Below are 22,994 nucleotides of genomic sequence, written 5' to 3'. Positions count from 1 at the left end.
TCGACCGGGCGTCGCTCTTTGTGGGGGTCACGCGGCCTCGACCGCCGTCGGCTCGACCGTCTGCGCGGCCTCCTCGGCGGCCTGCCGCTCGGCGACGGACCGCAGGTGGGACTCCCAGATCGGCGCGAACCGTGCGCGCCGTTCCTTGGTCCAGCCGCCGGAGGCGTAGAACGCGTCCATGTCCCGCTCGAACTGCTCCTGCTCGCGGGCTGCCTCGGCGGCGCGGCGGGCTTCCCGGGCGGCCTTGGCCGCCTCTGCCTTCGTCACGCCACGTCCCTGTTGGACATCGGGCTACGGGCAGGCCCCGGCACTGGCCGTGCGAACAGGTCTGCGACTTCGATCTCTAGCGCCTTCGCCAGGCTGATCAGCACCGCGTCACCGACGCCGCTCTTACCGGCCTCGATGCGCCAGAGGTGCGTCTGACCGATACGGGCCTGTCTGGCTAGCTCGATCTGGGACATCCCGCGCCCCTTGCGGAGCGCACGGATCCGGTCCCCCCTGCATACGCGCAGGTCATCCAGGTCTGTGTGCATGGTGCGAGTTAAGTCTTAAGGCTTATGCCTGTCAAGGCTAGCCCTAAGTCGTTGTCCTACTAGGGGGTAAGCCAACGCCAAGCCGGGGGTAAGCCACGACAGGCAATGCTTGTCATGCAAGACTTAAGCCCTGTGGACGACGCTGATCAGCTGGAGCAGATGCAGCGGCAGATGCGCGCAGGCGCATGGCTGCGCTCGGCCCGCACCGAGGCCGGCTACCGGAGCGCCGCTGCCTTCGCCAAGGTCGTGGGCGTCCACCAGACGCAGATCAACAACTACGAGCGGGGCGTCCACCGCATCCCCGAGGAGCGCGCCCCAGACCTCGCCGCGGCGCTCCGCATCCCCGTCGTCGAACTGCGCCGCCGGCTCGGTATGTGGCTACCGGACGACCTGCCGTCAGGGCAGACGGTGTCACCAGAAGAAGCGATTCGCGCGGACGAGACGCTCACCGCTGATCAGCGGGAGCTACTGCTGTCCATGCTCGCGACGCTCAGATCTCAACAGCCTGCGAGGGTGGGGGCTTCCGCCCTCCAGTCGGGCGTCGACCTCCGCCGACGGTCCGGCTCCGCCCCCACGGTGCCGGACTTCAGCGACGACTTCGATGACGCCGACCTAGATAACTTCAGTTCTGATCACGATCCGGATCGTCCCCCTCGGGACGACTGGGAGTGATCTCCCGGCCAGAGGAGCCGTGGTAGTAGCCCTCCACTGCTCCGGCCGCCCAGCCGGCAGCGAACCACCTTCTCCGGGGCGGTCGTCCTGGATCGCGGGCCGCGTTCACTGCTGCCCGCACTTTCTCGTCAAGGCCACCCGACGCCGGATCGGCGCGGTGGCGAGATGGCTCCCCGTGTGCTGTCACGCGAATACGCAACGCCATATGACTCCGTCAAGCGACGGGTTTCGTGGCAAAAAGTCGGATTGTTGTGTTGAAATTGAGCCACAAGAGTCATCGGTACGTTACGTAACGCGCATGGCGGTTACGGAGAGAATAAATCGATACACATGACGCCCACGTCAGGACAAACCAGACATCCCTAGGTGCCGCACGAGGACTTCGCACGAAGATCCCCCGCGGACTCTCCTAACGTGACCTTGCGTGGACCCACCGTGGCCCCGACGGAAGTCCGTCACCCTCGACGACATCGACGCCGCCGTCGACATCGACCAGCTCCGCACCCTCCTCGGGTACGGATCCCGCACCGGCGACCGCGTCAGCCGCTCCTACGCCATGCGCGTAGCCGACTCGCGGCGCTTCCCGCCGCCGATCGTCGACCACCACCGACTCCGCCTCTGGCACCGCGACGACGTCCACGCCTGGCTCGACGCCAACCGCCCCGGATGGCGCCACCACACCTGACCGGTCAGCGGGGCGCGGCGGCGGGCCGAGCAGGCAGCACCTGGAAGCGGGTCACCTCGTTCTGCGCGGCCCACTGCCGTGCCGCCGTCTCCGACCCGAACGGGCTCACCAGCTCGACCGGCACGCCCAGGCCGTCAAGCACCAGCAGGCCGACCAGCAACGGCCGGCGATCCATAACGCCAGCAGCACGCTGCCGGGCCGCATCCAGATACAGGTGCGCGCTCATGACGGCCGAGAGAACGTCAGCATCAGCACCCCATCGACGACCGACGCGCCGGTGAGAACCGCGGCGATCCGGGTGTGGATGGACAGCTTGTCGACGAACCGGCCGGCGCTTACACCGAGGTCAGCCATCACGTCAACGGTCCCGTCAACATGGCTCTCCCGGATCCGGAACCCGGGCTCGTCGATCCGGGCCGCATGCGGAACAGCCGCGTACGGGGCCTGGTCGTCCGCAGCCTGGGATGATGGGGTCATCGGTCGGTCCTCTCGCCAGGGTCGGCCACAGAGCCCCATCGGCGGACAGGCCGGTGGGGCTCACTCATACCCGGCACCGTAGCGCGTCTGCATCGACACCGGAAGTGCGCACAGAGTATCGATGTCGATGCAGTCAGCGTGCACCCCGTGGAGAGCACCGGTAGACCACGGCCAGCGACACCGGATGAGCTGGTGGGCATCGCTGAGATCCGGGCGTGGCTCGGGGTTACTACCGCCCGCGCCTACGTGATCTCTCGGTTCCGGGACTTCCCGGCGCCTTGGTATGCCAGCACGGACGGCCGAGTCCGCCTGTGGCTGCGCGCGGACGTCGAGCGCTGGCTGGACACGAATCGGCCCGGGTGGCGAGACGAGGGCAACCCGGCTGGGAGGTAGACGCTCTAGGTCCCGCCCATGCCGGTCACATACACGGCGAGGAGCGTCAGACAGTCAACACCGAACTCACCCATGCCCTGCAGCTGACCGAGGATCGTGGCCCTGCTCTGCCTGATGCCCTTGTGCGCCAACATCGTCTGGGCGGCCTCAACCTCTCTGAGTACCTGACTTTCCGGCTCTCCGCAGGCTTCCACCCCGTCCGCCAGGAGACGGGAGTAACGGGCGATGTCGTTGGCGTCCGGGTCCGCGATGCCATCTCTCACGGCAGCCCTGTAGGCCGTCGATGTCGTTGCCACGGCCGCAGTGCTCGCGGCAGCATCCGGGCTCGGCGAGGTAAACCTTGGGGCGGCCACACTCGCCGATGTCGCCGTCAGCCCAGGCTGCGCGGCTGCGATGTCGTCATCCGGCGACAGAACGGCCCCCAACGCGAACATCCCGCCGAGAGCCAAAGCCACCACCGCGCCCGCCGAAGCAACCCCCCGCCGTTCCTGGTGTTCCTTCTCCTCCACCTGTACCCCCCTTGTGAGGGGGCCAGGCTAGCGAGAGCCCAACAGCCGCAGGCAACCAGCCCACTCACCGCCAGTCGACGTGGACCCTCGACGCATCCCACTTACCACCATTCGGCGCCGCCAACGGCGCCACCACCACCCGCTCCACACACGCCCGCGCCACCGCCCGCCTATGCGGGAAATCCATGTCCACCCAGCGCTTCCCCTGCGTGATCAGACTCAGATCCGGACGGCGCTCCGCCAACACCCTCTCCGCAGCCTCCAACCGCTCCGCAGGCCGCCGCCGAGCCGCATCCCGCTCCACCCGGGTGATCCGCTCCTCGCCGTAGTCCTCAGCGATCTCCTCCAGCTGCCGCTTCGCCGCATCCCGCGCCGCGACAGCCGCCGCCACCTGCAACTCCCGACCCTCACCCGGCCGAGCCGAATCCGGATCATCCACAACCGTCGCCAACCGCCTCGACACATGAAGATCCACCCGCGCGGACGACGCATCCACCCGCCCACACCCGAAATACCCCTGACGAGCCGAACACGAATAACTCGGATAGCCCTTCACCCCACCCGACATCGTCCTCATCGGCTTCCCGCACCCCTCCCGCCCACAGAACACCAGCCCCGTCAGCAGGTACTCATGCTTCGCAGCAGGCGACGGCGCCGCCCGCTCCGCCAACATCCGCTGCGCCTCCTCCCACTGCCCCCGCGGCACGATCGGCTCCCACGTCCCCACCGCCGCCACCACACCGTGATGCAACCGCAACCCGGCCGGCGCCCCCGACTGAAGCAGCTTCTTCACCGCCCGCGAGGTCCACGCAACACCCGTCACCGTCGACACCCCGGCCGCATGCAGCCGCTCGGCGATCCGCCCCGGGCTGACTCCAGCCAAAAACTCGCCGTAGATCATCCGCACCGATTCCGCCTCAGCGAGATCAACCACATACGTCGCAGGCGCCGGGATCATCTCCCCCGGATCATCCGGATCCGGCATCATCCGCCCCGACACCAGCCGAAAACCAAAAGGGCGATACCCGCCCGCATGCGGATGCCCAGCCTCCGCCAGCTCACGATGAGCAGACTTACTCTTCGCGGAGTTCGCGTCCGAGTAGTGCACCGCCGCCGCGATCTCCCCCCGCAAGTAATGCCTATCGCTGTAGTTCGACAGATCCCGGGCCGCACCGGCAGCCGTCACCACGATCAGCCCTCGCCGCTCCGCACGGTCGATCAGCTCCTCCAAGTCCCTGGGCTGCCTCATCATCCGGTCATAGCTGTAGATATAGAGCACCCTGCACAACCCGGCATCGATCCGCTGAAGGATCGCCTCCCAGCCCGGACGCTTGACGTTCCGCTTCCACGCGGAGAAGTTGTCATCCTTCGCCCGATAGGTGATCCTGTGCCCGTTCCGGGCCGCAGCCTGCCCGATCTCCCGGAGCTGCCTCTCGCACGACTCCTTGCGACCGGTCGGGTTCTTGCTGAGCCGCGCGTAGGCGTCCGCCGTGTCCGTCTCCTGCATGGTTCGAACACTACCGCCCAACCCCCATGCTGGTGTACCGTTAGCCCACGCGATGTCGCCGATCGGCGGGGTCGGGATCAATCTGGCGATCCAGGACGCGGTCGCCGCGGCACGTATCCTCCGTGCGCCCCTGCTCGCCGGCCGGGGCACCGGAACCGCACCACCGCCCGGGTGCCTGGCCGCGGTACAGCGTCGCCGCACGCCACCGACCATCCTCACCCAGCTTGCGCAGCGGGTCGCCCAACGAGGGTTGCTGCGCCCGGTGCTGGAGGCCGGCGACAAGCCGGTCACGGCGCCCATGCCGGTCCGGCTCCTCGCCCGGATACCGGCCGCCCAGCGCGTGCTCGCCCGTGCGGTCGGCGTCGGGCTCCGACCCGAGGCGGTCGGACAGGCCGCACCACACACCGCGACGGAGAACGTTTCCCGTGCAGCCACCAACAAGAATGATCGTTAGCCACTGAAGAAGCAAAAGAATTTGCCCGTCTTTGCTATCCATATAATTCATCTACTTATTTCCGTTCACCCACGAAACGACCCACCTACAGATCAGGTCACCCTCGGGGCGACTCGCCCGAACCCTTGCCAGCAGAGCCGACCCTACCCTAGGATCGAACGCATGTTCGAAGAATTTTGCTGACGGTGGGCGGTGAACCTGATGGATCAGTTCGACAGCTCCATGGCCCGGGCGTCGACGGCAGCGGGTATGGATTCCGAACCGCAGCGATCAGACGTCTCGTTCGACCTGGTGGGCGCACTCCACGCGATCCTGGCCGAGGCAATCGCGGCAACCGGCGCCGGAACCGCGAGGAGCGACCTGGATCAGGCCACGCCCTTCTTGCGGCGATTCCGTCATCGTGTCGACAGGTATCGCACCAAGTTAAAGGTGCTCGGCTGGCTTCAGGCAGGAATGATGGAGGATCTATCGGCCATCACTCATATGAATCCGCCGCGCGAGTCGGCGACCGGGACTTTTGACGAGCTCGCCCCGGAGGACGTGGCGATCGAGGTCGGCGCCTCCGCCACCTCGGTGGCGCGGGACATGACCTACGCGCGCACGATCACGGATCGGCTCCCCCACACGTTGGCGGCACTGAAAAACGGGGCAATCGATCTATCTCGGTTGAGATCCCTGGAACGCGCCGTTCGCCCGTTGAACGACGAACTGGCGGCCGCCGTGGAGAGCCGCGTGCTGGAAGGCGGGCCACGTCCCACTCAGGGAGCCTTCGCCGATGCGTGCCGACGCACGGTCCAGCGGATCGACCCCGACGGCTCGGCGGAGCGGGCCCGTTCACGAAGAGCCGCGCGACGGGTCTGGGTTCGTCCCGGCGAGGAGGGCAGCAGCACGCTGTCCGCGTTGCTCCCGGCGGAGGATGCAGACGCCTGCTACCGGCGAGTCGACCAGGTGACCCGCGAGATCGTCGCCGCCCGGGATACCCACGACGAACGGACGACGGACCAGATCCGGGCCGACGTCGTCGTCGACCTGCTCACCGGACGAGCTGAGCACGGCCGGCCGTTCTCCTGCGAAGTCCAGGTGGTCGTGCCCGTGACCACACTGCTCGGCATGTCGTCGGAGCCCGGTGAGATCCCAGGTGTCGGCACCATCCCCGGAGCTGTCGCCCGCGAGATGGCCGCTCGGCCAGGGTCGACCTGGCGGCGGCTCCTGACCGACCAGCGCGGCGTCCTCCTCGACGTCTCCGACCGCCGGCACCCCACCCCGGCGCAGGTACGTCACGTGCGCGCCCGCGACCGCACCTGCCGCATGCCCGGGTGCGCCCGGCGCGCGATCCACTGCGAGCTCGACCACACCGTCCCCGACGCCGTGGGCGGCCGGACAGCGCTGGACAATCTGGGCCTTCTGTGTCGGCGACATCACCGCATGCGCCATCGCGGTGGCTGGCAGATCAGCCAGCCACGTGAGGGTGTCTTCGAGTGGACCACGACACTGGGCAGAAGGATCACGGTTACCCCGCCGCCCTATCTCGAGCCCGAGACCTCATGATCTTGACGACAAATCCCGGGGCACGGGTGGCGAATCAGGCGGACGACGGGTGGTCGTCCGCGGCGAGCCGGGCCAGTACTGACGTGGCGATCGCGTCGAGGGCGTCGACCTGGGCTTCCGTGAGCATGTCGAACACATGCTCACGGACGAAAGCAACATGAGCGGGAGCGGCCTGTTCGATCATGGCGCGGCCACGCTCCGTGAGCACGACGAGGGCACCGCGGCCGTCGTCGGCGCACTCCTCGCGCGCCACGAGGCCACGCCGCTGCATCCGGGCGACGTGATGGGAGAGCCTGCTCTGCTCCCACGAGAGCTCCCTGGCCAGCTTGGTCACCCGCAGGCGCCCTTCGGGGGTGTCGGTGAGGCGGACGAGAACGTCGTAGTCGGCGAGCGAGATCCCCGCCTCCGCGGCGAGTTGGCGGTTCATCCACACGGTGAGCTGGCTGGTCATGAGCAGGTAGCGCCGCCATACGCGCTGCTCCCGCCGAGTCAGCCAGGACACCGCGGCGCCCGCGCCCGCGGGTGCGGCAGGCGGCGGGACCTCGGGTGGCGGGGTCGGGAATGCGTCACGCCGGGATCTGATTGACACGTCATGCACCTTAATGATGCGTCATAAAGATGGGAAGGGGCCATCATGGCCGACATGGCACAGCGGTCGAAGGTCGACATCCGCCGCGCAGACGACCGCCCCAAGACAAAGATCAACTGGCTCGACTCCAAGCACTCCTTCTCATTCGGCCACCACTACGACCCGTCCAACACCCATCACGGGCTGCTACTGGTCAACAACGACGACACGGTGCGCGCAGGCGCGGGCTTCGAGACCCACCCGCACCGCGACATGGAGATCGTCACCTGGGTACTGCGGGGTTCGCTCGTCCACCAGGACTCGACCGGCAACTCGGGCGTGATCTACCCCGGGCTGGCCCAACGGATGAGCGCCGGCCGAGGCATCCGGCACTCCGAGAAGAACGACTCGTGGCGGCTGCCCGACGGCGGCGAGCCGCACGACGAACCCGTTCACTTCGTTCAGATGTGGGTTGCGCCGGACGAGAACGGGATCGCTCCCGGCTACGAGCAGCTCGAGATCGACAACGAGTTGCTCCGGGGTGGCCTCGTCACGGTCGCGTCCGGGATGGAACGGCACGACGGCGCTGCCGCCATCCGTATCAGGAACCGGTACGCGGCTCTGCACGTCGCCAGGCTCGGTGTGGGGCAGAGCGTCGAGCTGCCCGACGCGCCTTACCTGCACCTGTTCGTCGCACGGGGCGAGGTGACACTCGAAGGCGCGGGGCAGCTGCACGAGGGCGACGCCGTCAGGTTCACCGCGGTGGGCGGTCAGCGGATCACCGCCGTCGAGCCGGCCGAGGTCATGGTGTGGGAGATGCACGCCAGCCTGTCCGCCTGATGCCATGTGCCACCGGCCGGCCGGAGATCAACGGCCGGCCGCCCGGTAGGCGACACCAGCCGGGGTCGGCTGGCCTGACTCGTCATACAGGCCGGTCCGACTGTCCGGATTGGCGGGAAACGCGAACCAGGCGTAGCGCTCAACGAACGGAAGGCTCTCGAGCATCGCGGTGGAGGCGGTCACGAACGCCGCCTAGCCCTCAGCGCTCGGGACCGTCTCGGGTGAGGTTGAGAAGTTCATCAGGCTGTACTCGGTCAGCCAGATCGGCAGGTGGTATTGGTCGTACACGTCCTGGATGTAGGCACGGAGCTGACTGGTCGCCCGGGTGGGGTCGAAGTCGCTGCCATACCAGTGCAGCGCGATGAAGTCGACCTTGTAGCCCCGCTGGGCCGCGCCGGCCATGAACTGGCCGAACCAGCTGTTCGGGTCCGCGGCGCCGGCGGCGGGCGCCGGGCTACCCAGACGCATTCCGGTGGCTTCCAGCTGCGGCCACAGATCGAGAGCGGTCTGAACCGGCATGTCCGCCTGGCCGCGGAGGTCAGGTTCGTTGAAGCCGAGCAGGGTGCGGCCGTTGGCCTTCACCGTCGCGAGGGCCTGCGGAGTGACCGAGCCCGGCCCCCAGATCATCGGGACGAACTCGACTCCCGCCGGCGCCGCGATCCGCTCCGGCGCGGCTCCCCAGGTGTAGAACCACGAGACTCCCGCATCCGTCATCGACGGAGCGATCTTGTCGAAATACCAGGTGCTCGCGCCCTTCGCAACCGTCCCGATAGACGGATCGGTCGACCCGGGTGTCGTGGGCACTGGCGCGGCGCTCGGCGTGGCCCCCGGCGCAGTGGTCACCGGGGCAGTGGTCACCGGCACCGAGGTGAGGGTCGGCACCGGGGTGACGCCGGGGTTCGGAACCGAGCTCGGGTCCGGAGCCTGGGTGGGGCCGGCGGACGGCGAGCCCGTCGGGCCGGCGGGGCTGGGGGCCGCACTGGTCGTCGGAGCGGGGCCACCTCCGCCCCCGATGGGGGTAACGCAGCCCGCGAGCGCCACCATCGCGAGCAACGCCATCGACAGCAGCCTTAGCACGCTCGGCGTGCGACGCATGATCGCCTTCGAACCCGCCCGATGCGCCTGTGCCCCGGACACGAACGCGGTTGCCGCGCTGTTCGCGGTGCGTCGCCGTTCCCCGGCGTCGTAATCGGTCACGCCGACCCTGCGCATGGATCTCTCCTTGCCTCGCCCCCCTGAATGCCCTTCCATGAACTGCTGTTCCGCCGGCCGCGTCGTGCCGGAGATCCGGCCGGCCGGCAGTCGCGGCTGGCCGATGGACTGCCGCTATCCGACGGATCGCTGCCGCCTGACAGATCACCGCCGCCCGACGGACTGCCGCAAAATCTGACAAAAGGCACAGCGGCGATCACTTTGCCACAGCAAGCGTGGGTACGCCAGGGTGTCGGTCCGAGCGGACCACGGGTGAACACCGCGGCGGTGCCGCGAAGCAGGAGCGACCGACGGGCTGAACCACAGCTGGCGAACAGACCAGCGAACGGCCAGCAGACAACCGGCGAAAGCTCGGCGAATGGCCACCGGACAACCCGTAGACAGCCCGTAGACAGCCCGCCGGACGTCCCGCGGACAGCGATCGTCCCGACTACGCGGATGACACATTCGGGCCAGGACGCCGACCAGTTTCGAGGGGTCTCGACCCAAAGAGCGATGATGTGGGTGTCTTGCCGCCAGCCCGGAACACATGTCCGCGTGCCCCCCGCCCCTCCCCCACGTTCCCCACTGGCAGTAACCAGGGAAAACAGCAGGTGGAGGCCGAGGGAGGCGCCGGCGGGTGGACGGGCGCCGATCGGGCCGCCGGGTCTCGACCGGGCGCACGCGGATTCCGGGGCGGGCGGCGCGGGACATGGCATCCCCTCGAGGGTGAGGGGGCCGTCGCCTGCCCGGACGGAGACGCAGCGGCAACGCCGACAGGGGGCACACGGACATGGAACATGGGGTGGCCGGCATGTACCGGGCCGGCAGCGGCCGGGGACCGGCGGACTTCGTGGCCAGGCGCGTGAACGGCCTGCTCGCAGAGGACCCGCGGGCGGCTATGCGACGCGCGGCCGGCGCGGCCTACCGGGTGGCCGGCCGGGCCGGACGAGCCGCGCTGCGTTCGCCGGAGACACGGGACCTCGGCGAGGTGCTGACGGACACGGCCGCGTCGGAAGCCGGAACCGACGGTCTCGACGGCTCGGACGACCTCGGCGGCGAGCGCTGCCCGGCGCCGGACCCGGAGGTCCCACCGTGGGTTCCGCTCGGCGACGAGGGCCCGGTGATCTGTAACGTCTGCCGGTGGCACGGCGAGGAGTTCGATCTTGCCGGCCATGTCGAGATGTCGCTGTGCCCGTCCTGTGGTGCCAACGGGCGTGACCGGTTCATGCACTGGTGCCTGGCCCAGTCGGTGGATCTCACCCCCGCGCTCCGGGTCATCGAGTGCAGTCCGCGTCTCGGCGAGGACTACCGTTCGGCGATGTCCAGCTGGTTCTTCTACCGGACGTCCGATCTGGACATGCGCGCGCACCGCGGCAGCATCCGGCTCGATCTGCAGGCGATTGACCTGCCGGACGCGTCGCTGGACGTCATGCTGTGCTCGCACGTACTCGAGCACGTTCCGGACACGGACAGTGCGCTGGCGGAGCTCCGCCGGGTGATCGCCCCGGGCGGGCACCTCATCCTGCAGGTCCCGGTCGGCCAGGGGGTGACCGCGCCGCCGACGGAACCCGAGTTCCACATGGACTGGACCCCGGTCTTCTGGCGCTTCGGGTTCGATCTGACCGAGCGGCTGCGCAAATCCGGGTTCGAGGCGGACCTGCTGTGCACCGCGTCGATGCTCGAGGCCGCGCTGACCGGGGAGAACCTGTGGCCCGACTGGTCCCGGGAGTTCGACGTCCCCGGAATGCTCGACGGGGTGATCGCCACAGACCTGAAGGTCATCGCCGACCGAGAGGCCGAGCACCGGCTCGGGATCAGCCCGGGCTACATGTACTTCGCGTGGCACTGCCGCGTGCCGGCGCACGAATAGGCGCGAGGTAGATCCGGCGGCCTGACGAGCGCCGGCCGAAAATTCCAGCAGGCGAGGATTCCGGCGGTTTCGACGTCCGTCGGGGATGATTCTCGCAACGGCTGCACCGCACCATCCACGAAAACGGTTTCGCGTCCGCGGATACCGAGATAATTTTTAGCTGACATTTCATGTTCTGCGGCGTACGGGCGTTCGGCGGCGGCCCCTCGAACCCTGCCGTCACCCGTCCGGCGTGGGACGTTGCCCGCCGGAGCGCCGCGCCGGAGACTGCCGTGACGGTCACCCCACAGGGGACCGCCGCCACGTGCCCACCGAGCCGGTAGGCGCCAGGACCTGGACGTCTTCTGCCGGTACTCGCCCGGGGCACCGCGCTTGGCGCCGCCCCGGACGCCGGCGGCTCGTCGCACGTGCCCGACGGTCTCGTGGGGCTCGTAGGTCTCGTATGGCTCATAGCACCATGGCGCTCATCGGGCCGACCACAGCGCGCTGCGGTCGGCCGGCGACCCGACCCGGACCGGACGCAGGGCCGCAAACAACGACAAAGTGCCACGTTGTCGCGAATGAGACCCCCGGCAAACCGCCGTCGACCCGCGGTAAACCGCCAGAATCGGACTGGCGGAACCGAAAGGACTGAATATGCGTACGGTGCGGGGGACGTCGACGCGGCGGTCGGCATGGTGGCCGGACTCGAATCACCAGCGTCCGGGAGCCGATTCCCACCGGACGCGAGCGGCTTCCGGCGGGAGCCGTGCGACACCGTCGGCGGCACGCGGTCGCCTGCTGCCGGGAACGCTGCTGATCTCGGCGCTGCCCTCGGTACTCACCGTGGCTCTCCTCATGCCGACCGCCGCAGCGCAGGCCGGCACGCCGAGCCGGGAGGTCACCGCACCGGCTCGGGCCACCCTCATCGCGTTCGAGTCCGAGGACGTGCTCGGGCAGATCGACGTCGACGTTGATCTGGGGCCCGACGAGGAGTCCGAGAGCATCCGCCGATTCCAGGAGGCGGCGGAGGCGATCGCCGAGTTCTCCCGCCAGGCCGCGGCCCGCGGCAACTCGGCACCCGCACCTACACAGGCTCCGCCTGGTCCGCCGGTAACCCGGCAGCGGCCCGCGCCCGCCGCCGGGACGGGGTCCAGCGGCGGGACAACGAGCTCCGGTTCCGGTTCACCGGCGGGAACCGGCACGGGCGCAGGAAGCGGGACGGACACGGCAGGCAGCGCCGGCACGGGAAGCGGGACCGGAACGGACGGTGCCAGCCCGGGAGGCGACGCCCCCGTCCAACAGGGCACCGCGGCCGGCGGAGCACCGACCGGCGACACTCCCCCCGACGGCACCTCGGCCGGCTCCGCGACGAGCGGTGGCGTGGCGAACGGGCCGGCGGGCGGCGATGGTCCCGGCTCCGTCCGTGCCGGCACCGGAGGCACCATCACCGATGACAGCACTGCCGATGACAGCACTGCCGATGACAGTGCCACCGGTGACAGTGCCACCGGCGGAAGCACGGGCGGTGGAGCAGGGCCACGGCCAGGTACGCGCATGGCGGCGCCGCGCTCCGGTGCGGAGCAGGCGTTGCTCACCGGGATGAACACGCTGGCAGTCGGCCTCGCGGTGGTCGGGCTGGCAGGCGCTCCCCTCGCCGGCGGGCTGAGGCGCCGGTCGTTTCAGGAGCGAAGCCGCCGATCCGATCTCGCGCTCGCGCCCGCCACCGCGACCGGGCCGGATCAGTTCCCCGCGCTCGACGATGTCCGGCAGCACAGCCAGGAGTACGGCCGGCCGTAAGCAGGCCGGCCGCCGCGACGGTCCACAACCAGCACTACGGGCGCTCCATGAGCGTCGCCGACCGAGCGCCGGAGTGACCCACAGAACACTTCGCCACGTGTCTCTCCGGACACCGAACGTGCACTCGTGGCCATCAGCCCAGCCACAACAAGGTCGTCCGTAGGTCTTCCCATGGCATTCCAAGGGTTCCACCGGCGAGACGAATGCGTGGCCCCCACCCGGGGCGCTCCCGATCAGCACCCGACATCGCCTGCAGCACAGCGCATCTCCACCATCCTGGCGATCATTTGAGGAGACCACCCGCGGTCACCGGCTCCCGACGGACTCCCATCGCCGGATCGTTGCGCTACACCACGTCAAACCCTGAAAAACGAGACGGACCTCCCCAGGCGGGGTCCGGGCGCCGCATTACTGTGACGCCGTCGAGTAACCGAACGGGCCCTTGGGGGGGTCTCAGGGCTCGACTCCAACAGGGATGGTCTGCATGGCAGGCAGGCACGAAGCCGACCGGACGCCGGTCGGCTCACCGCCGCGGGGCGGCGTCGCGGGACTCACGGGACTCCGGTACCGCGCCCGGCCGCACAAACCGAACGGCCCACGCGACCCGGACACCCCACGCACCCCGCACGACACAGACCAACGCAACCCGCAGGACGCCGCCCCTCACGACGCGGACCCGTGCACTCCGCACGACACAGCCCCGCGCACTCCGCACGACGCAGCCCCGCATGACGGATCTCGGACGATGGCCGGCACAGCGAGCCGACGCGGACTGTTCGGCTCGCTGGCGGCCTTCGGGCTGACCGCCGCGGGCTGCTCGTTCGGCGGCCCCGTCGGTGGCGGCGGAGCGATACCGACGGCCACGGCGACGGCCGTCGCACCGACCACGCGACCTCCGATGACCGGCGGGCCCACCACGGCGCCGACGGCCACCGGCACGCCGACCACCATGCCTACGACACCGGGCACACCCGGTCCGTCCCCGACGGCCTCGCCTCCCCCGCCCGCCGGGGGTGGTGCCGGTGCCGCGACGCCGGCCTTCCTGCGCGGGCGCGACCCGGTGGTGCACCTGCTGAACCGGGCCACGTTCGGACCGGCACCGGAGCTGGTGGCAGAGGTGAAGGCTGCGGGTGTCGGAGCGTGGCTGGACCGACAGCTCGATCCGGCCTCGATCGGCGACGGGACGGTCGACGCGGTCCTCGGTCGTTTCCCGTTCCTGGCCAAGACCGGCCGCGAGCTCCACGCCATCGAGGGCGACATCGACTACAAGGACGTGATCGGGCTCGCGGTGGCCTCGATCGCGCGAATGACCTGGTCGAACCGCCAACTGCTGGAGCGGATGGTCGACTTCTGGCAGTCGCACGTGTTCAACAAGGGCTACCCGAACGACAACCTGTGGCGGGACTCGTTTCCGGACGACCGGGAGGTCATCCGACCGAACGCACTGGGCCGGTTCGCGGATCTGCTGCTCGCGGAGACGACGAGCCCGGCGATGATCCGTCGGCTGAACGCCGACCGGTCCACCGTGCGGGCGCTCAACGAGAATCTCGGACGGGAACTGCTCGAACTGCACACCGTCGGCGTGGGTGCCGGTTACGGCCAGGACGGGGTCCTGAACAGCGCCCGCATCCTGACCGGGATCTCCATCGACGCCGAGTCGAAGAAGTACGTGTTCAAGCCGAAGGACCACTACGTCGGCCCTGTCCAGGTGCTGGACTTCTCCTCGCCGAACGGCTCCGCCGAGGGCGGGGAGGCCGTGATGAAGGCCTACCTGGACCATCTGGCGCATCACCCGGCGACCGCCGCGTACCTCACCCGCAAGCTGGCGACCTATTTCGTCGCGGACGATCCGCCGCAGTCCCTCTGCGACATGCTGGCACAGACCTACCTGGCGAACGACACCGCGATCGCACCGGTGCTGAAGGCGTTGTTCACCTCCGCCGAGTTCGGCCAGGCAGTGGGCCTGCGCACCCGCCGGCCGTTGGAGGACATCGTCGCCACGCTGCGCGTTCTCGGGATCGGCCCGCCGGCCTCGGGCACCGAACCCGTCGTCGCGCTGTACTGGATGGCCAACGACATGGGAATGGCGCCGCTGGCGTGGCCGGCTCCGGACGGATATCCACTGCGGGCGGAGCGATGGGTTTCGGCGTCAGCCACGATCGGCCGGTGGAACATGCACCGGAACCTTCTCAACGGGTGGTATCCGAAGGGTCTGGGAACCCCGGCGGTGAACAGCCTGCTCGGGGACGCGCCACCGGCCACCATGGCCGAGGTGGTGGACGTGCTGGCCCGACGGCTCGTCTTCCAGCCGCTCGCGCCCGAGCACGGCGCGGCACTGGCGACATTCCTCGGTGACCGCGGGTCGCGGAAGCCGGCGGACAACGAGTATCTCGTCGGCCAGCTCGGCTCGCTCATTCTCGACTCCCCTTACCACGTCTACGGATAGGCGGCCGACCAATGGTAAAGAATCTACCTGCGGCCGACCGGTGCACGCTCAGCCGGCGCGGAGTTCTCGCGGCGGCCGGCGCCGTCGGCATCACGGCCGGCGTCGCCTCCGTGCTGCCGATCCGCGTGGCCTTCGCCGACACCCCCGGCCGAACCCTGGTCGTGATCTCGCTGCGCGGCGGGATGGACGGCCTGAACGCACTGGTGCCGGGCGCGGACCCGAACTACGCGGGCCTGCGCGCCGACATCGCCATCCCGACGGGCCAGCTCATCCCGATGGATCGGACGTTCGGCCTGCATCCCGCGTACGCCTCACTGAAGCCGCTGCTGGATGCCGGGAAGGTGGCGGCGGTTCCCGCCGCGGGGCTGCTCGACAACTCACGCAGCCACTTTCAGGACACGTTCAACCTCGAGATCGGCGGTGCCGGCCAGAACAGCGGTTATCTCGCCCGCCTGCTGAGCGTCCTGAGCCCGGGTTCGGCGTTCCGCGGGATCCAGGAAGGCGGCTCGCTGCCGACCTCCTACCTCGGCTCCGCCGAGGCCCTGACTCTCAACGGCATCGACAACTTCAAGGCGAACGGCTGGGGCCAGGGTGCCGAGGAGACCGCGACGGCCACCGCGCTCGGCGCGCTCTTCGCCGGCCCCGACGCCGGCCGTCCCTACGCCCGCGGCGTCGCGACGACCCTGGCCGCGCTAGCCGAGGGCAAGCAGATCGCGGCCAAGCCCTACACCCCGGCCGACGGCGTGACCTACCCCGACGAGGGCCTGGGCCGAGCGCTACGGGACGTCGCCCGCCTGATCAAATCCGGGACCGGGCTCCGGGTCGCGGCGATGGAGACCGGGGGCTACGACACCCATGTCGGCCAGGGCGGGGTGACCGGCAGCCTGGCGACGCTGCAGAAGCGGCAGGGCGACTCGATCGCGGCGTTCTTCGCCGACCTCGGCCCGCAGGCCGCCGACGTCACCCTGGTCACCATCCAGGAGTTCGGCCGGCGCGCGGACACCAACGGAAACGGCGGGACCGACCACGGCGGCGGCGGCGTCATGTTCGTGATCGGCGGCGGCGCGGTCGGCGGGGTGCACGGCGAGTGGACGGGCCTCGCGCCCGACCAGCTGGACGACGGCGCGGTGCCCGTCCTGAACGACTACCGCAACGTCCTGGGCGACGTGATCCGCTGGCTCGGGATGTCCCAGGAGCAGCTCGGGACGGTCTTCCCCGGGCTGACCCACGCCCCGGTCGGGGTCACCTCGGCCTGACGCGACCTCCCGCGCGCTGTATCCCCGACGCGCGGTGGACGTCCCCTCCTCGAGGAGGCGGCTGGGGCCCCGGTGTCCGCCGGGGCCCCGGCGCTGGTCCGACGCCCGGTGCTGGTCAGCCCCTCAACGCTGGTCAGGGCCCCGTTGTCGGCCCGGCTCCCGGTGCCGGCTCGTGGGCGGGTGAGGAGGTGGAGGGCCGTCGTACCAGGTCCGCGTACGCGGGATGCCGATCTATGTAGGCCTTGATGAACGGACACCGGGGGACGACGGCCAAGCCCTGGGCGCGCGCCGAATCGAGCGCCCCGGCAGCCAACGCGGAGCCCACGCCGGTGCCCTTGTAGGCCGGATCGACCTCGGTGTGGGTGAAGATGATTCGCGAGCTCGACCGCGTGTACTCGGCGAACCCCGCGACCTCCCCGGTCGGAGTTCTGGCCTCGAACCGGCCGGCCGGGGGGTTGTCGACGACTGTCACGTCCATGGCGCCCATCCTTGCCGGTCCGCGCGGATCAGGCGATGTCGAGGATCTCCTCGACCGGCCGCCGGGGGGTGGCCGCCAGCGGCGGCTGGTCGGGGTCGGGGCGGCCCAGCCGCAGCAGCATCTGCACGTGACCGATGCCCCCGGTCGCCGAGCGCATCAGCTCGCGGATGGCGGAGACGTCCAGCACCTGCCCCAGCGGTGAGGCGGCGAGCCCGCGCGCCGTCGCCGTGAGCAGCACCCGGCCCGTCGCACCGCCGGCGAGCAGCCGGTCGGTGGGCCGATCCGAGTCGGTGCCGATGGCGACGACCGTCGGCCGCTCCACCGCCAGCCGCTCCACCGCTGGCTGCTCCATCCCCGGCCGCTCCACCGCCGGCTCGGACGAACCGGCCGCGCCGGCCGGTTCGAGGCCGCCGACCACGTCGAAGTCCCGCAGGACGAACTCGGACTGGCGCGTCGCCGCGCCACCGACGACGGCCTCGCGGGGAATGCCGTCGCGTGCCTGCGGCGAGGTACGGCTCCAGTGCCGCAGCTCCTCGGTGTAGGCGGGATCGTGGGCCTCCTGCCAGTCCGCGCGGGAGAGCAGGACCGACGTCTCGACCCGGGCGTCCGCGCTCTCCACGAACCGCACCCAGGCAGACTCCGCCTCGGCGGCGCGGCGCAGCGCGGCGAGGTCGTCGGCCCCGAGCCGCCCCCGCTCCCCTGTCAGGAACGGACGGCGGTCGGTGTGCCGGTTGGACATCGCAGCCGCCAGCTCCGCCTCGGCCGGCGCGGGCGGGCGGCGGTCCGCTACGGCGATCGTGGCCAGCGGGACGTCCGCGGACGGCGGGGCGCCGTCGTCGAGCGGGCCGAGGGCCACGACGGGGAGCAGGCCGCGCGAGCGCGCGGCGAGCCGGGCGAAGGTCAGGGCGGCCCCGCAGCTGACCAGGAGCTGGCGTCCCTCCGGGTCGGCGACGTGCAGCAACCGTTCGGGATCGGCGAACAGGTGCAGACCGTCGGCGTCGAAGCGCCACCGCCAGGGCTGGGTGTTGTGGATCGACGGCGCGAGCGTGGCCTGCGCCACGATCGCGCGGGCGTCGTCCTCCGTCAGGCGTACCGCGGTGTCGACCATGACCTCTCCCGTCTGTCTGCTCCGAGCATCCTTATGCCCGCCCGGGCGCCGGCTCCCCCGGCCCCGGGACGGACGCGTGTCTCGTCGCGGTCCGCCGTCGCTCGGTGACCGGAAAGCGCCGCACCGCGGCTATTGTTGCCCGAATGGACGCCGCGGGGACGCACACGGTACGGGGGATTCACACGGCACGAGAGACGGACGCAGTACGCGGGCTACCCACGGTACGGGTCTTCCTCCTCGACGACCACGAGATCGTCCGCCGTGGGGTCCGCGAGGTGCTCAGTGACGCCGGCGGCATCGAGGTCGTGGGCGAGGCGTCGACCGGGCCCGAGGCGGCCGCCCTCGTCCCCCGCCTGCAGCCGGACGTCGCGCTGCTCGACGCCCGGCTGGAGGACGGCAGCGGCATCGACGTCTGCCGGGACATCCGCGCGGCCTGCCCGGAGGTCGGCTGTCTGATCCTCACGTCCTACGACGACGATGACGCGCTCTTCGCCGCGATCATGGCAGGGGCGGCGGGCTACCTGCTCAAGCAGATCCGCGGCACCGACCTCGTGGGCGCGATCCGGACCATCGCGGCCGGCGGCTCCCTGCTCGACCCGGCCGTTACCGCCAGGGTCCTCGCCCGGTTCCGGGAGGGAACCGACGTGGGCCGGGTCTCGGCGGTGTTGGGCACCCGGGAGCGGGAGATCCTGGTCCTGATCGCCGAGGGTCTGACCAACCGCCAGATCGCCGGCCGGCTGCACCTCTCCGAGAAGACCGTGAAGAACTACGTCTCGTCGATCCTCGACAAGCTGGGCCTGAGCAGCCGCACGCAGGCCGCCGTGTACGCCGCGCGTCGCCACGCCTGACGGCAGCGCCTGAAAGCGGCCGTCGGGCCGCCGGACGCCCGTCAGGCGATGCAGCGCTCGGCGGCGTGGAACACCTCGGCGACCGGCACGGTCGTCTGGATCACCCTGGCGGTCGGCCACGGCTCCGCCCACGAGCTCATCGCGCGGTGCACCGCGGACGTGGCGCCAGCTGGGTCGCTGGCGGAGTCCCGGCGGGTCAGCCGCGTGGCCGCGACCTCCGGTGAGGTCACGCAGCGCAACTCGAGGAACTCCGCGGCCGTCTCGCGCGCCAGCCGCGCGGCCGCCGCGCGGTGGCGGCCGTCCGACCAGGAGGCGTCGATGATCACCGTCTCGCCGCGTTCCAGTGCCCGGCGGGCACGGGACAGCAGCACCGTGTAGGTCCGCGCGGTGATCTCCGAGGACAACGGCCAGATGAAGGACGCGCCGAGGTCCGCGGGCACGGCGGGCCGGTCCGGGATGGCAGGCCCGCTACCGGGGGTGTCCGGATCGGCGTGGCCGTCGGCGGCGAGCTCCGCCCGCACGGTGTCGGAGCGCAGCAGCAGGCGGCCGTCGTCCGCGTCGGCGAGCCGACGGGCGAGGGTCGATTTCCCGGTGCCGGGCAGGCCGCCGACCAGGACCAGCCGTACCCGGGCCCGGCGCAGGTGCCGGTAGGCGATGTCGGCGAGCCGCCGGGCCCGCTCGCCGGCCTCGGCGCCCGGGCCCGGGCCGGCCTCCGCCCCCGCCTCGGCCAGGATCCGCCGGTACCGCAGGCAGGTCACCCGGGCCTCGGTGAAGGCCCGGTAGGCGATGTAGAAGTGCTCGAGCGAAGGCGGATGGGCCTGCGAGGAGAAGTCGCGGTACCAGCGCATCAGGCGCTCGGCGTCCTCGGGCGAGCCGAGCCGTTCCAGGTCCATCACCAGAACGGCGACGTCGCCGAGGACGTCCCCGGCCCGCAGCCGCGGGTCGGACTCGACCCGGTTCAGGATGCGCGGGCCGTCGTCGAGGCAGTGGATGTTCTCGGCCCGCAGGTCGCCGTGGCCGTCGCGGATCCGCCCGGTGCGCCGGCGCTCGGCCAGCAGCGGGCCGCGGCCGGCCAGGTACCGCAGCGCCAGCCGCCCGATCTCGTCGACGACGTCGGCGTCGATGACCTTCCCCTGGAAGGGCTCGAGGCCGCCGAGCGCCTCCTTCCACTGCCCCGCGACAGCCTCGGCGTCGCCGGAACGGCCGATCACCTCGGACGTCCCGCACCGCTCGTGGAACGCGGCGACCGCCCGCGCGACGGCGCGGAGCTGGTCGTCGACGCGGTCCGCGTGGCGCACCAGCGCGGAGAGCCGGCGGCCGGCGGGCATTCGCCGCAGGACGACGGCATGGTCGCACACCTCGCCGCCGTCGCCGAGGACGTCGGCGACCCCCAGGTACACGTCGGAAGCGAGCCGCCGGTTCAGCTCCACCTCGGCGCGGCAGGCCGCCAGCCGGGCCGCCCGGCTCCGCAGGTCGAGGAGCCCCGGCTCAACGGGTTTCTTCCGTTTGTAGACACGATCACCGTGCAGGCAGAGGACCGCGCTCCCCGTCTCGACGACCCGCGTCTCGCCGGTCGGGCGAGACCACAGATCGGCCGGGACGGACGCCGCGGTCTTCTGGTCAGCCGGCATGGCACCTCCTGCGCGCCGGACACCGCCGCCCCCGCCGCCGGGATCCGATCGCCGCTGTCCTGTCGATGGTCCGTCTCGCCCGGAACCATCGTGCCGCGCGCGACCCCCCTGCTGGTCCCTCCGAGGGCACGGGCCGGGAGGTCCTTCGCACCCCCCGCGATGGTCCTCGGACCCGTCGACGACAGCCCGGACGGCCGGCGCCGGACGTCCACCGCGGGGCCCGGTTCGGGCGGCCGGCGGGCTACGGCAGCGGGACCGCCCAGCGCAGCTGGGTGCCGCCGGACGGGCCGGGGGCGATGTCGAAGGTCCCACCGAGCTCCTCGGCGCGGCTGCGCAGGTTGTGCAGGCCGCTGCGCCGGCCGGTGTCGCCCAGCCCGACCCCGTTATCGGTGACCTCGGCGCACAGCCAGCCCCGGCCGACGGTGACCGACAGCTCCACCCGGCTGGCGCGGGCGTGGCGCGCCACGTTCGACAGGCTCTCCCGCGCGACGGCGAGGAGATGGTCGGCGATGTTCCCCTCCAGCGCGGTGTCGAGCGGGCCGTCCACCCGCAGGCGCGGGCTGAAGCCGAGCGCCTCGGCGACCTCCTCGACGATCTCGCCGAGACGGGCCCGCACGCCCGGCCCGCCGGTGCTGCGCCGCCCGCGCAGCTCGAAGACCGTCGAGCGGATCTCCCGGATGGTCGCGTCGAGGTCGTCGACATAGGTGGCGAGCCGGCCGGCGGACTGCGGGCGGTCCTCGGCGGCCGCCATCCCCTGCAGGCCCAGCGCGACGGCGTAGAGCCGCTGCATGACGTGGTCGTGCAGGTCGCGGGCGATCCGGTCGCGGTCCTCCAGGACGAGCAGCCGGTCACGGGTGGCCCGGGACGCGGCCAGGCCGAGGGCGACCTGCACATGCCCGGCGAACGTCGCCGCCATGTCCAGATCGCCGTCGGCGAACGGCCGGCCCGCGGGCCCTCGGGCCAGCACGACCGCGCCCGTCCCGACCTGCGCCCCGACCAGGGGGATGACCATCAGCGGGCCGATGTCGAGGCCGCCGAAGCCGGTGACGCCCGGCTCGGCCGCGGCGTCGTCGACCAGCAGGGGCCGCCCGGCCGCGACCGCCCGGCCGGCGAGGGTTCCGGTCGTCGGCACGGACTCGCCCAGGAGGCGGTCGGCCTGCGGGCCGTCGGCCGCGTCGACGAGCAGCTCCTCGGTCGCCCCGGCGGCGAGCAGGACGCACGCCAGATCGGCGTCGGCGACCTCGCGGGCCCGCGCGACGATCAGCGTGAGCGGCTCCGGCCCGTCCGCCAGCAGGTGGCGCATGATGTCCGCGGATGCCTGCAGCCACTGCTGGCGGCGCTGCGCCGCACCGAACAGCCGGGCGTTCTCGATCGCCACGCCGGCGCTCGCGGCGAGGGCCAGGACGAGTTCCTCGTCCTGCGCGGTGAAACGGCGCCCGCCGCGCTTCTCGGTCAGGTAGAGGTTCCCGAAGACCTCGCTGCGGACCTTGATCGGGACGCCGAGGAACGTGCGCATCGGCGGGTGGCCGGGCGGGAAGCCGACCGCGTGCTCGTGCGCGGCGATGTCGTCGAGGCGGACGGCCCGGGGCTCGGCGGTCAGCAGCCCGAGCACCCCCTCGCCGCGGGGCAGGTGGCCGATCCGGCCGACCAGATCGGCGTCCATCCCGACGTGGATGAACTGTTCGAGCCGGCCGTCGCGGGCGATCACGCCGAGCGCGCCATAGCGGGCGTCGACCAGCTCGCAGGCGGCCTCCGCGATCCGCCGGAGGACGACCTCCAGGCTCAGGTCGGCGGCGACCGCGCGGTGCGCCCGCAGCAGGCCGCGCAGCCGGCCCTGGGTGATCATCACCTCATGCGCGCGCTCGACCAGCTGCGCCATCAGCTCGTCCAGCTCGAGCCGGCCGGGGCGCTCCGCGCCGAACTCGTCGAACGCGTCCGGGACGTCCATGATCTTGAGGCTCTCGGTGGTCTCCTCGACGTCCCGAGCCGTCAGGATCTCCTGGATCTCGCGTATTTCCCGGATCTGCTGAATTTCGTGGATCTCCCGGATCTCGTCGATTCCGGCGCCGGTGCCGGCACCGCCGGCTGCACCAGCGGCACCGGCGGCGGCGCCGGAATCGCCGCCGAGACGGTGATCGCCGCCGACGCCCTCGGGCCACGGGTCCATGGTCTACAGACGCTATCGAATATCAGCGCGC

The 22,994-nt window shown here is 71.0% G+C and carries 23 protein-coding genes and 1 pseudogene; 12 read left to right on the top strand and 12 right to left on the bottom strand.

Annotation, left to right across the window (positions count from 1 at the left end):
* Positions 1-27 precede the first annotated feature (27 nt).
* Both MXD62_RS13110 and MXD62_RS13105 read right to left on the bottom strand, forming a co-directional pair.
* Positions 28-267: a hypothetical protein gene (locus MXD62_RS13110; protein WP_248829546.1), complete on the bottom strand. Its 240-nt coding sequence runs from the start codon at positions 265-267 to the stop codon at positions 28-30.
* On the bottom strand, positions 264-533 hold the full coding sequence (locus MXD62_RS13105; protein ID WP_285224059.1) for a helix-turn-helix domain-containing protein: 270 nt from the start codon (positions 531-533) through the stop codon (positions 264-266). The genes MXD62_RS13110 and MXD62_RS13105 overlap by 4 nt, the downstream gene beginning before the upstream one ends.
* 132 nt (positions 534-665) lie before the next feature.
* Here MXD62_RS13105 and MXD62_RS13100 point away from each other — a divergent pair, with 132 nt between their 5' ends.
* Positions 666-1,205: a helix-turn-helix transcriptional regulator gene (locus MXD62_RS13100; protein ID WP_248829544.1), complete on the top strand. Its 540-nt coding sequence runs from the start codon at positions 666-668 to the stop codon at positions 1,203-1,205.
* Between the two features lie 424 nt (positions 1,206-1,629).
* Entirely contained in the window at positions 1,630-1,890 is a 261-nt protein-coding gene (locus MXD62_RS13095; RefSeq protein WP_248829543.1) for a hypothetical protein, read from the top strand.
* A 4-nt stretch (positions 1,891-1,894) separates the two neighbouring features.
* On the opposite strand, the gene MXD62_RS13090 is transcribed toward MXD62_RS13095, so the two are convergent.
* A complete protein-coding gene (locus MXD62_RS13090) occupies positions 1,895-2,116 on the bottom strand; it encodes a hypothetical protein (protein ID WP_248829542.1) in 222 nt (73 codons plus the stop codon).
* The gene (locus tag MXD62_RS13085; RefSeq protein WP_248829541.1) at positions 2,113-2,367 is read right to left on the bottom strand and encodes a hypothetical protein; all 255 of its coding nucleotides are present in this window, start codon (positions 2,365-2,367) and stop codon (positions 2,113-2,115) included. The genes MXD62_RS13090 and MXD62_RS13085 overlap by 4 nt, the downstream gene beginning before the upstream one ends.
* Before the next feature lie 192 nt (positions 2,368-2,559).
* Here MXD62_RS13085 and MXD62_RS13080 point away from each other — a divergent pair, with 192 nt between their 5' ends.
* The gene (locus MXD62_RS13080; RefSeq protein ID WP_248829540.1) at positions 2,560-2,760 is read left to right on the top strand and encodes a hypothetical protein; all 201 of its coding nucleotides are present in this window, start codon (positions 2,560-2,562) and stop codon (positions 2,758-2,760) included.
* A gap of 5 nt (positions 2,761-2,765) precedes the next feature.
* Here the strand turns inward: MXD62_RS13080 and MXD62_RS13075 are convergent, their stop codons facing one another.
* Positions 2,766-3,269, bottom strand: a complete 504-nt coding sequence (locus MXD62_RS13075; RefSeq protein WP_248829561.1) for a hypothetical protein — start codon at positions 3,267-3,269, stop codon at positions 2,766-2,768.
* A gap of 64 nt (positions 3,270-3,333) precedes the next feature.
* Positions 3,334-4,776, bottom strand: a complete 1,443-nt coding sequence (locus MXD62_RS13070; RefSeq protein ID WP_248829539.1) for a recombinase family protein — start codon at positions 4,774-4,776, stop codon at positions 3,334-3,336.
* 52 nt (positions 4,777-4,828) lie between these two features.
* Between MXD62_RS13070 and MXD62_RS13065 the strand changes: the two genes are divergently transcribed.
* Complete coding sequence (locus MXD62_RS13065; protein ID WP_248829538.1) at positions 4,829-5,230, top strand: hypothetical protein; 402 nt, start codon at positions 4,829-4,831, stop codon at positions 5,228-5,230.
* Between the two features lie 201 nt (positions 5,231-5,431).
* Entirely contained in the window at positions 5,432-6,778 is a 1,347-nt protein-coding gene (locus MXD62_RS13060; protein WP_248829537.1) for an HNH endonuclease signature motif containing protein, read from the top strand.
* Positions 6,779-6,812: 34 nt separating this feature from the next.
* Here the strand turns inward: MXD62_RS13060 and MXD62_RS13055 are convergent, their stop codons facing one another.
* Complete coding sequence (locus MXD62_RS13055) at positions 6,813-7,367, bottom strand: MarR family winged helix-turn-helix transcriptional regulator (protein ID WP_248829536.1); 555 nt, start codon at positions 7,365-7,367, stop codon at positions 6,813-6,815.
* A gap of 45 nt (positions 7,368-7,412) precedes the next feature.
* Between MXD62_RS13055 and MXD62_RS13050 the strand changes: the two genes are divergently transcribed.
* Complete coding sequence (locus tag MXD62_RS13050; protein ID WP_248829535.1) at positions 7,413-8,186, top strand: pirin-like bicupin family protein; 774 nt, start codon at positions 7,413-7,415, stop codon at positions 8,184-8,186.
* A gap of 27 nt (positions 8,187-8,213) precedes the next feature.
* Here MXD62_RS13050 and MXD62_RS13045 read toward each other — a convergent pair.
* A pseudogene (locus MXD62_RS13045) lies at positions 8,214-8,900 on the bottom strand (glycoside hydrolase family protein).
* A 13-nt stretch (positions 8,901-8,913) separates the two neighbouring features.
* On the opposite strand from MXD62_RS13045, the gene MXD62_RS39190 reads away from it, so the two are divergent.
* From MXD62_RS39190 to MXD62_RS13020, 5 genes are all read left to right on the top strand, one after another.
* A complete protein-coding gene (locus tag MXD62_RS39190) occupies positions 8,914-9,375 on the top strand; it encodes a hypothetical protein (RefSeq protein ID WP_285224058.1) in 462 nt (153 codons plus the stop codon).
* Positions 9,376-10,170: 795 nt separating this feature from the next.
* Positions 10,171-11,250, top strand: a complete 1,080-nt coding sequence (locus MXD62_RS13035) for a class I SAM-dependent methyltransferase (RefSeq protein WP_248829534.1) — start codon at positions 10,171-10,173, stop codon at positions 11,248-11,250.
* An 837-nt stretch (positions 11,251-12,087) separates the two neighbouring features.
* On the top strand, positions 12,088-13,029 hold the full coding sequence (locus MXD62_RS13030; protein WP_248829533.1) for a hypothetical protein: 942 nt from the start codon (positions 12,088-12,090) through the stop codon (positions 13,027-13,029).
* A 745-nt stretch (positions 13,030-13,774) separates the two neighbouring features.
* Positions 13,775-15,475, top strand: coding sequence for a DUF1800 domain-containing protein (locus tag MXD62_RS13025; protein ID WP_248829532.1), 1,701 nt, complete (start codon positions 13,775-13,777; stop codon positions 15,473-15,475).
* 11 nt (positions 15,476-15,486) lie between these two features.
* Positions 15,487-16,731 carry a DUF1501 domain-containing protein gene (locus MXD62_RS13020; RefSeq protein WP_248829531.1) on the top strand — a complete coding sequence of 415 codons (1,245 nt, stop codon included), beginning with the start codon at positions 15,487-15,489 and terminating at the stop codon, positions 16,729-16,731.
* A gap of 133 nt (positions 16,732-16,864) precedes the next feature.
* On the opposite strand, the gene MXD62_RS13015 is transcribed toward MXD62_RS13020, so the two are convergent.
* Positions 16,865-17,209 carry a GNAT family N-acetyltransferase gene (locus tag MXD62_RS13015; RefSeq protein ID WP_248829530.1) on the bottom strand — a complete coding sequence of 115 codons (345 nt, stop codon included), beginning with the start codon at positions 17,207-17,209 and terminating at the stop codon, positions 16,865-16,867.
* A gap of 28 nt (positions 17,210-17,237) precedes the next feature.
* Positions 17,238-18,317: a nitroreductase gene (locus MXD62_RS13010; RefSeq protein ID WP_248829529.1), complete on the bottom strand. Its 1,080-nt coding sequence runs from the start codon at positions 18,315-18,317 to the stop codon at positions 17,238-17,240.
* Positions 18,318-18,460: 143 nt separating this feature from the next.
* Between MXD62_RS13010 and MXD62_RS13005 the strand changes: the two genes are divergently transcribed.
* The gene (locus MXD62_RS13005) at positions 18,461-19,165 is read left to right on the top strand and encodes a response regulator transcription factor (protein WP_248829528.1); all 705 of its coding nucleotides are present in this window, start codon (positions 18,461-18,463) and stop codon (positions 19,163-19,165) included.
* Between the two features lie 41 nt (positions 19,166-19,206).
* On the opposite strand, the gene MXD62_RS13000 is transcribed toward MXD62_RS13005, so the two are convergent.
* Positions 19,207-20,796 (bottom strand): AAA family ATPase, encoded by a 1,590-nt coding sequence (locus MXD62_RS13000; protein WP_248829527.1) that lies wholly within the window; start codon positions 20,794-20,796, stop codon positions 19,207-19,209.
* Between the two features lie 241 nt (positions 20,797-21,037).
* Positions 21,038-22,963 (bottom strand): GAF domain-containing protein, encoded by a 1,926-nt coding sequence (locus MXD62_RS12995; protein ID WP_248829526.1) that lies wholly within the window; start codon positions 22,961-22,963, stop codon positions 21,038-21,040.
* Positions 22,964-22,994: the final 31 nt, after the last annotated feature.

The sequence above is a fragment of the Frankia sp. Mgl5 genome (genome assembly GCF_023242985.1).
GTDB classification, from domain to species: domain Bacteria; phylum Actinomycetota; class Actinomycetes; order Frankiales; family Frankiaceae; genus Parafrankia; species Parafrankia soli.
This window is presented reverse-complemented; position numbering and strand designations above follow the sequence as displayed.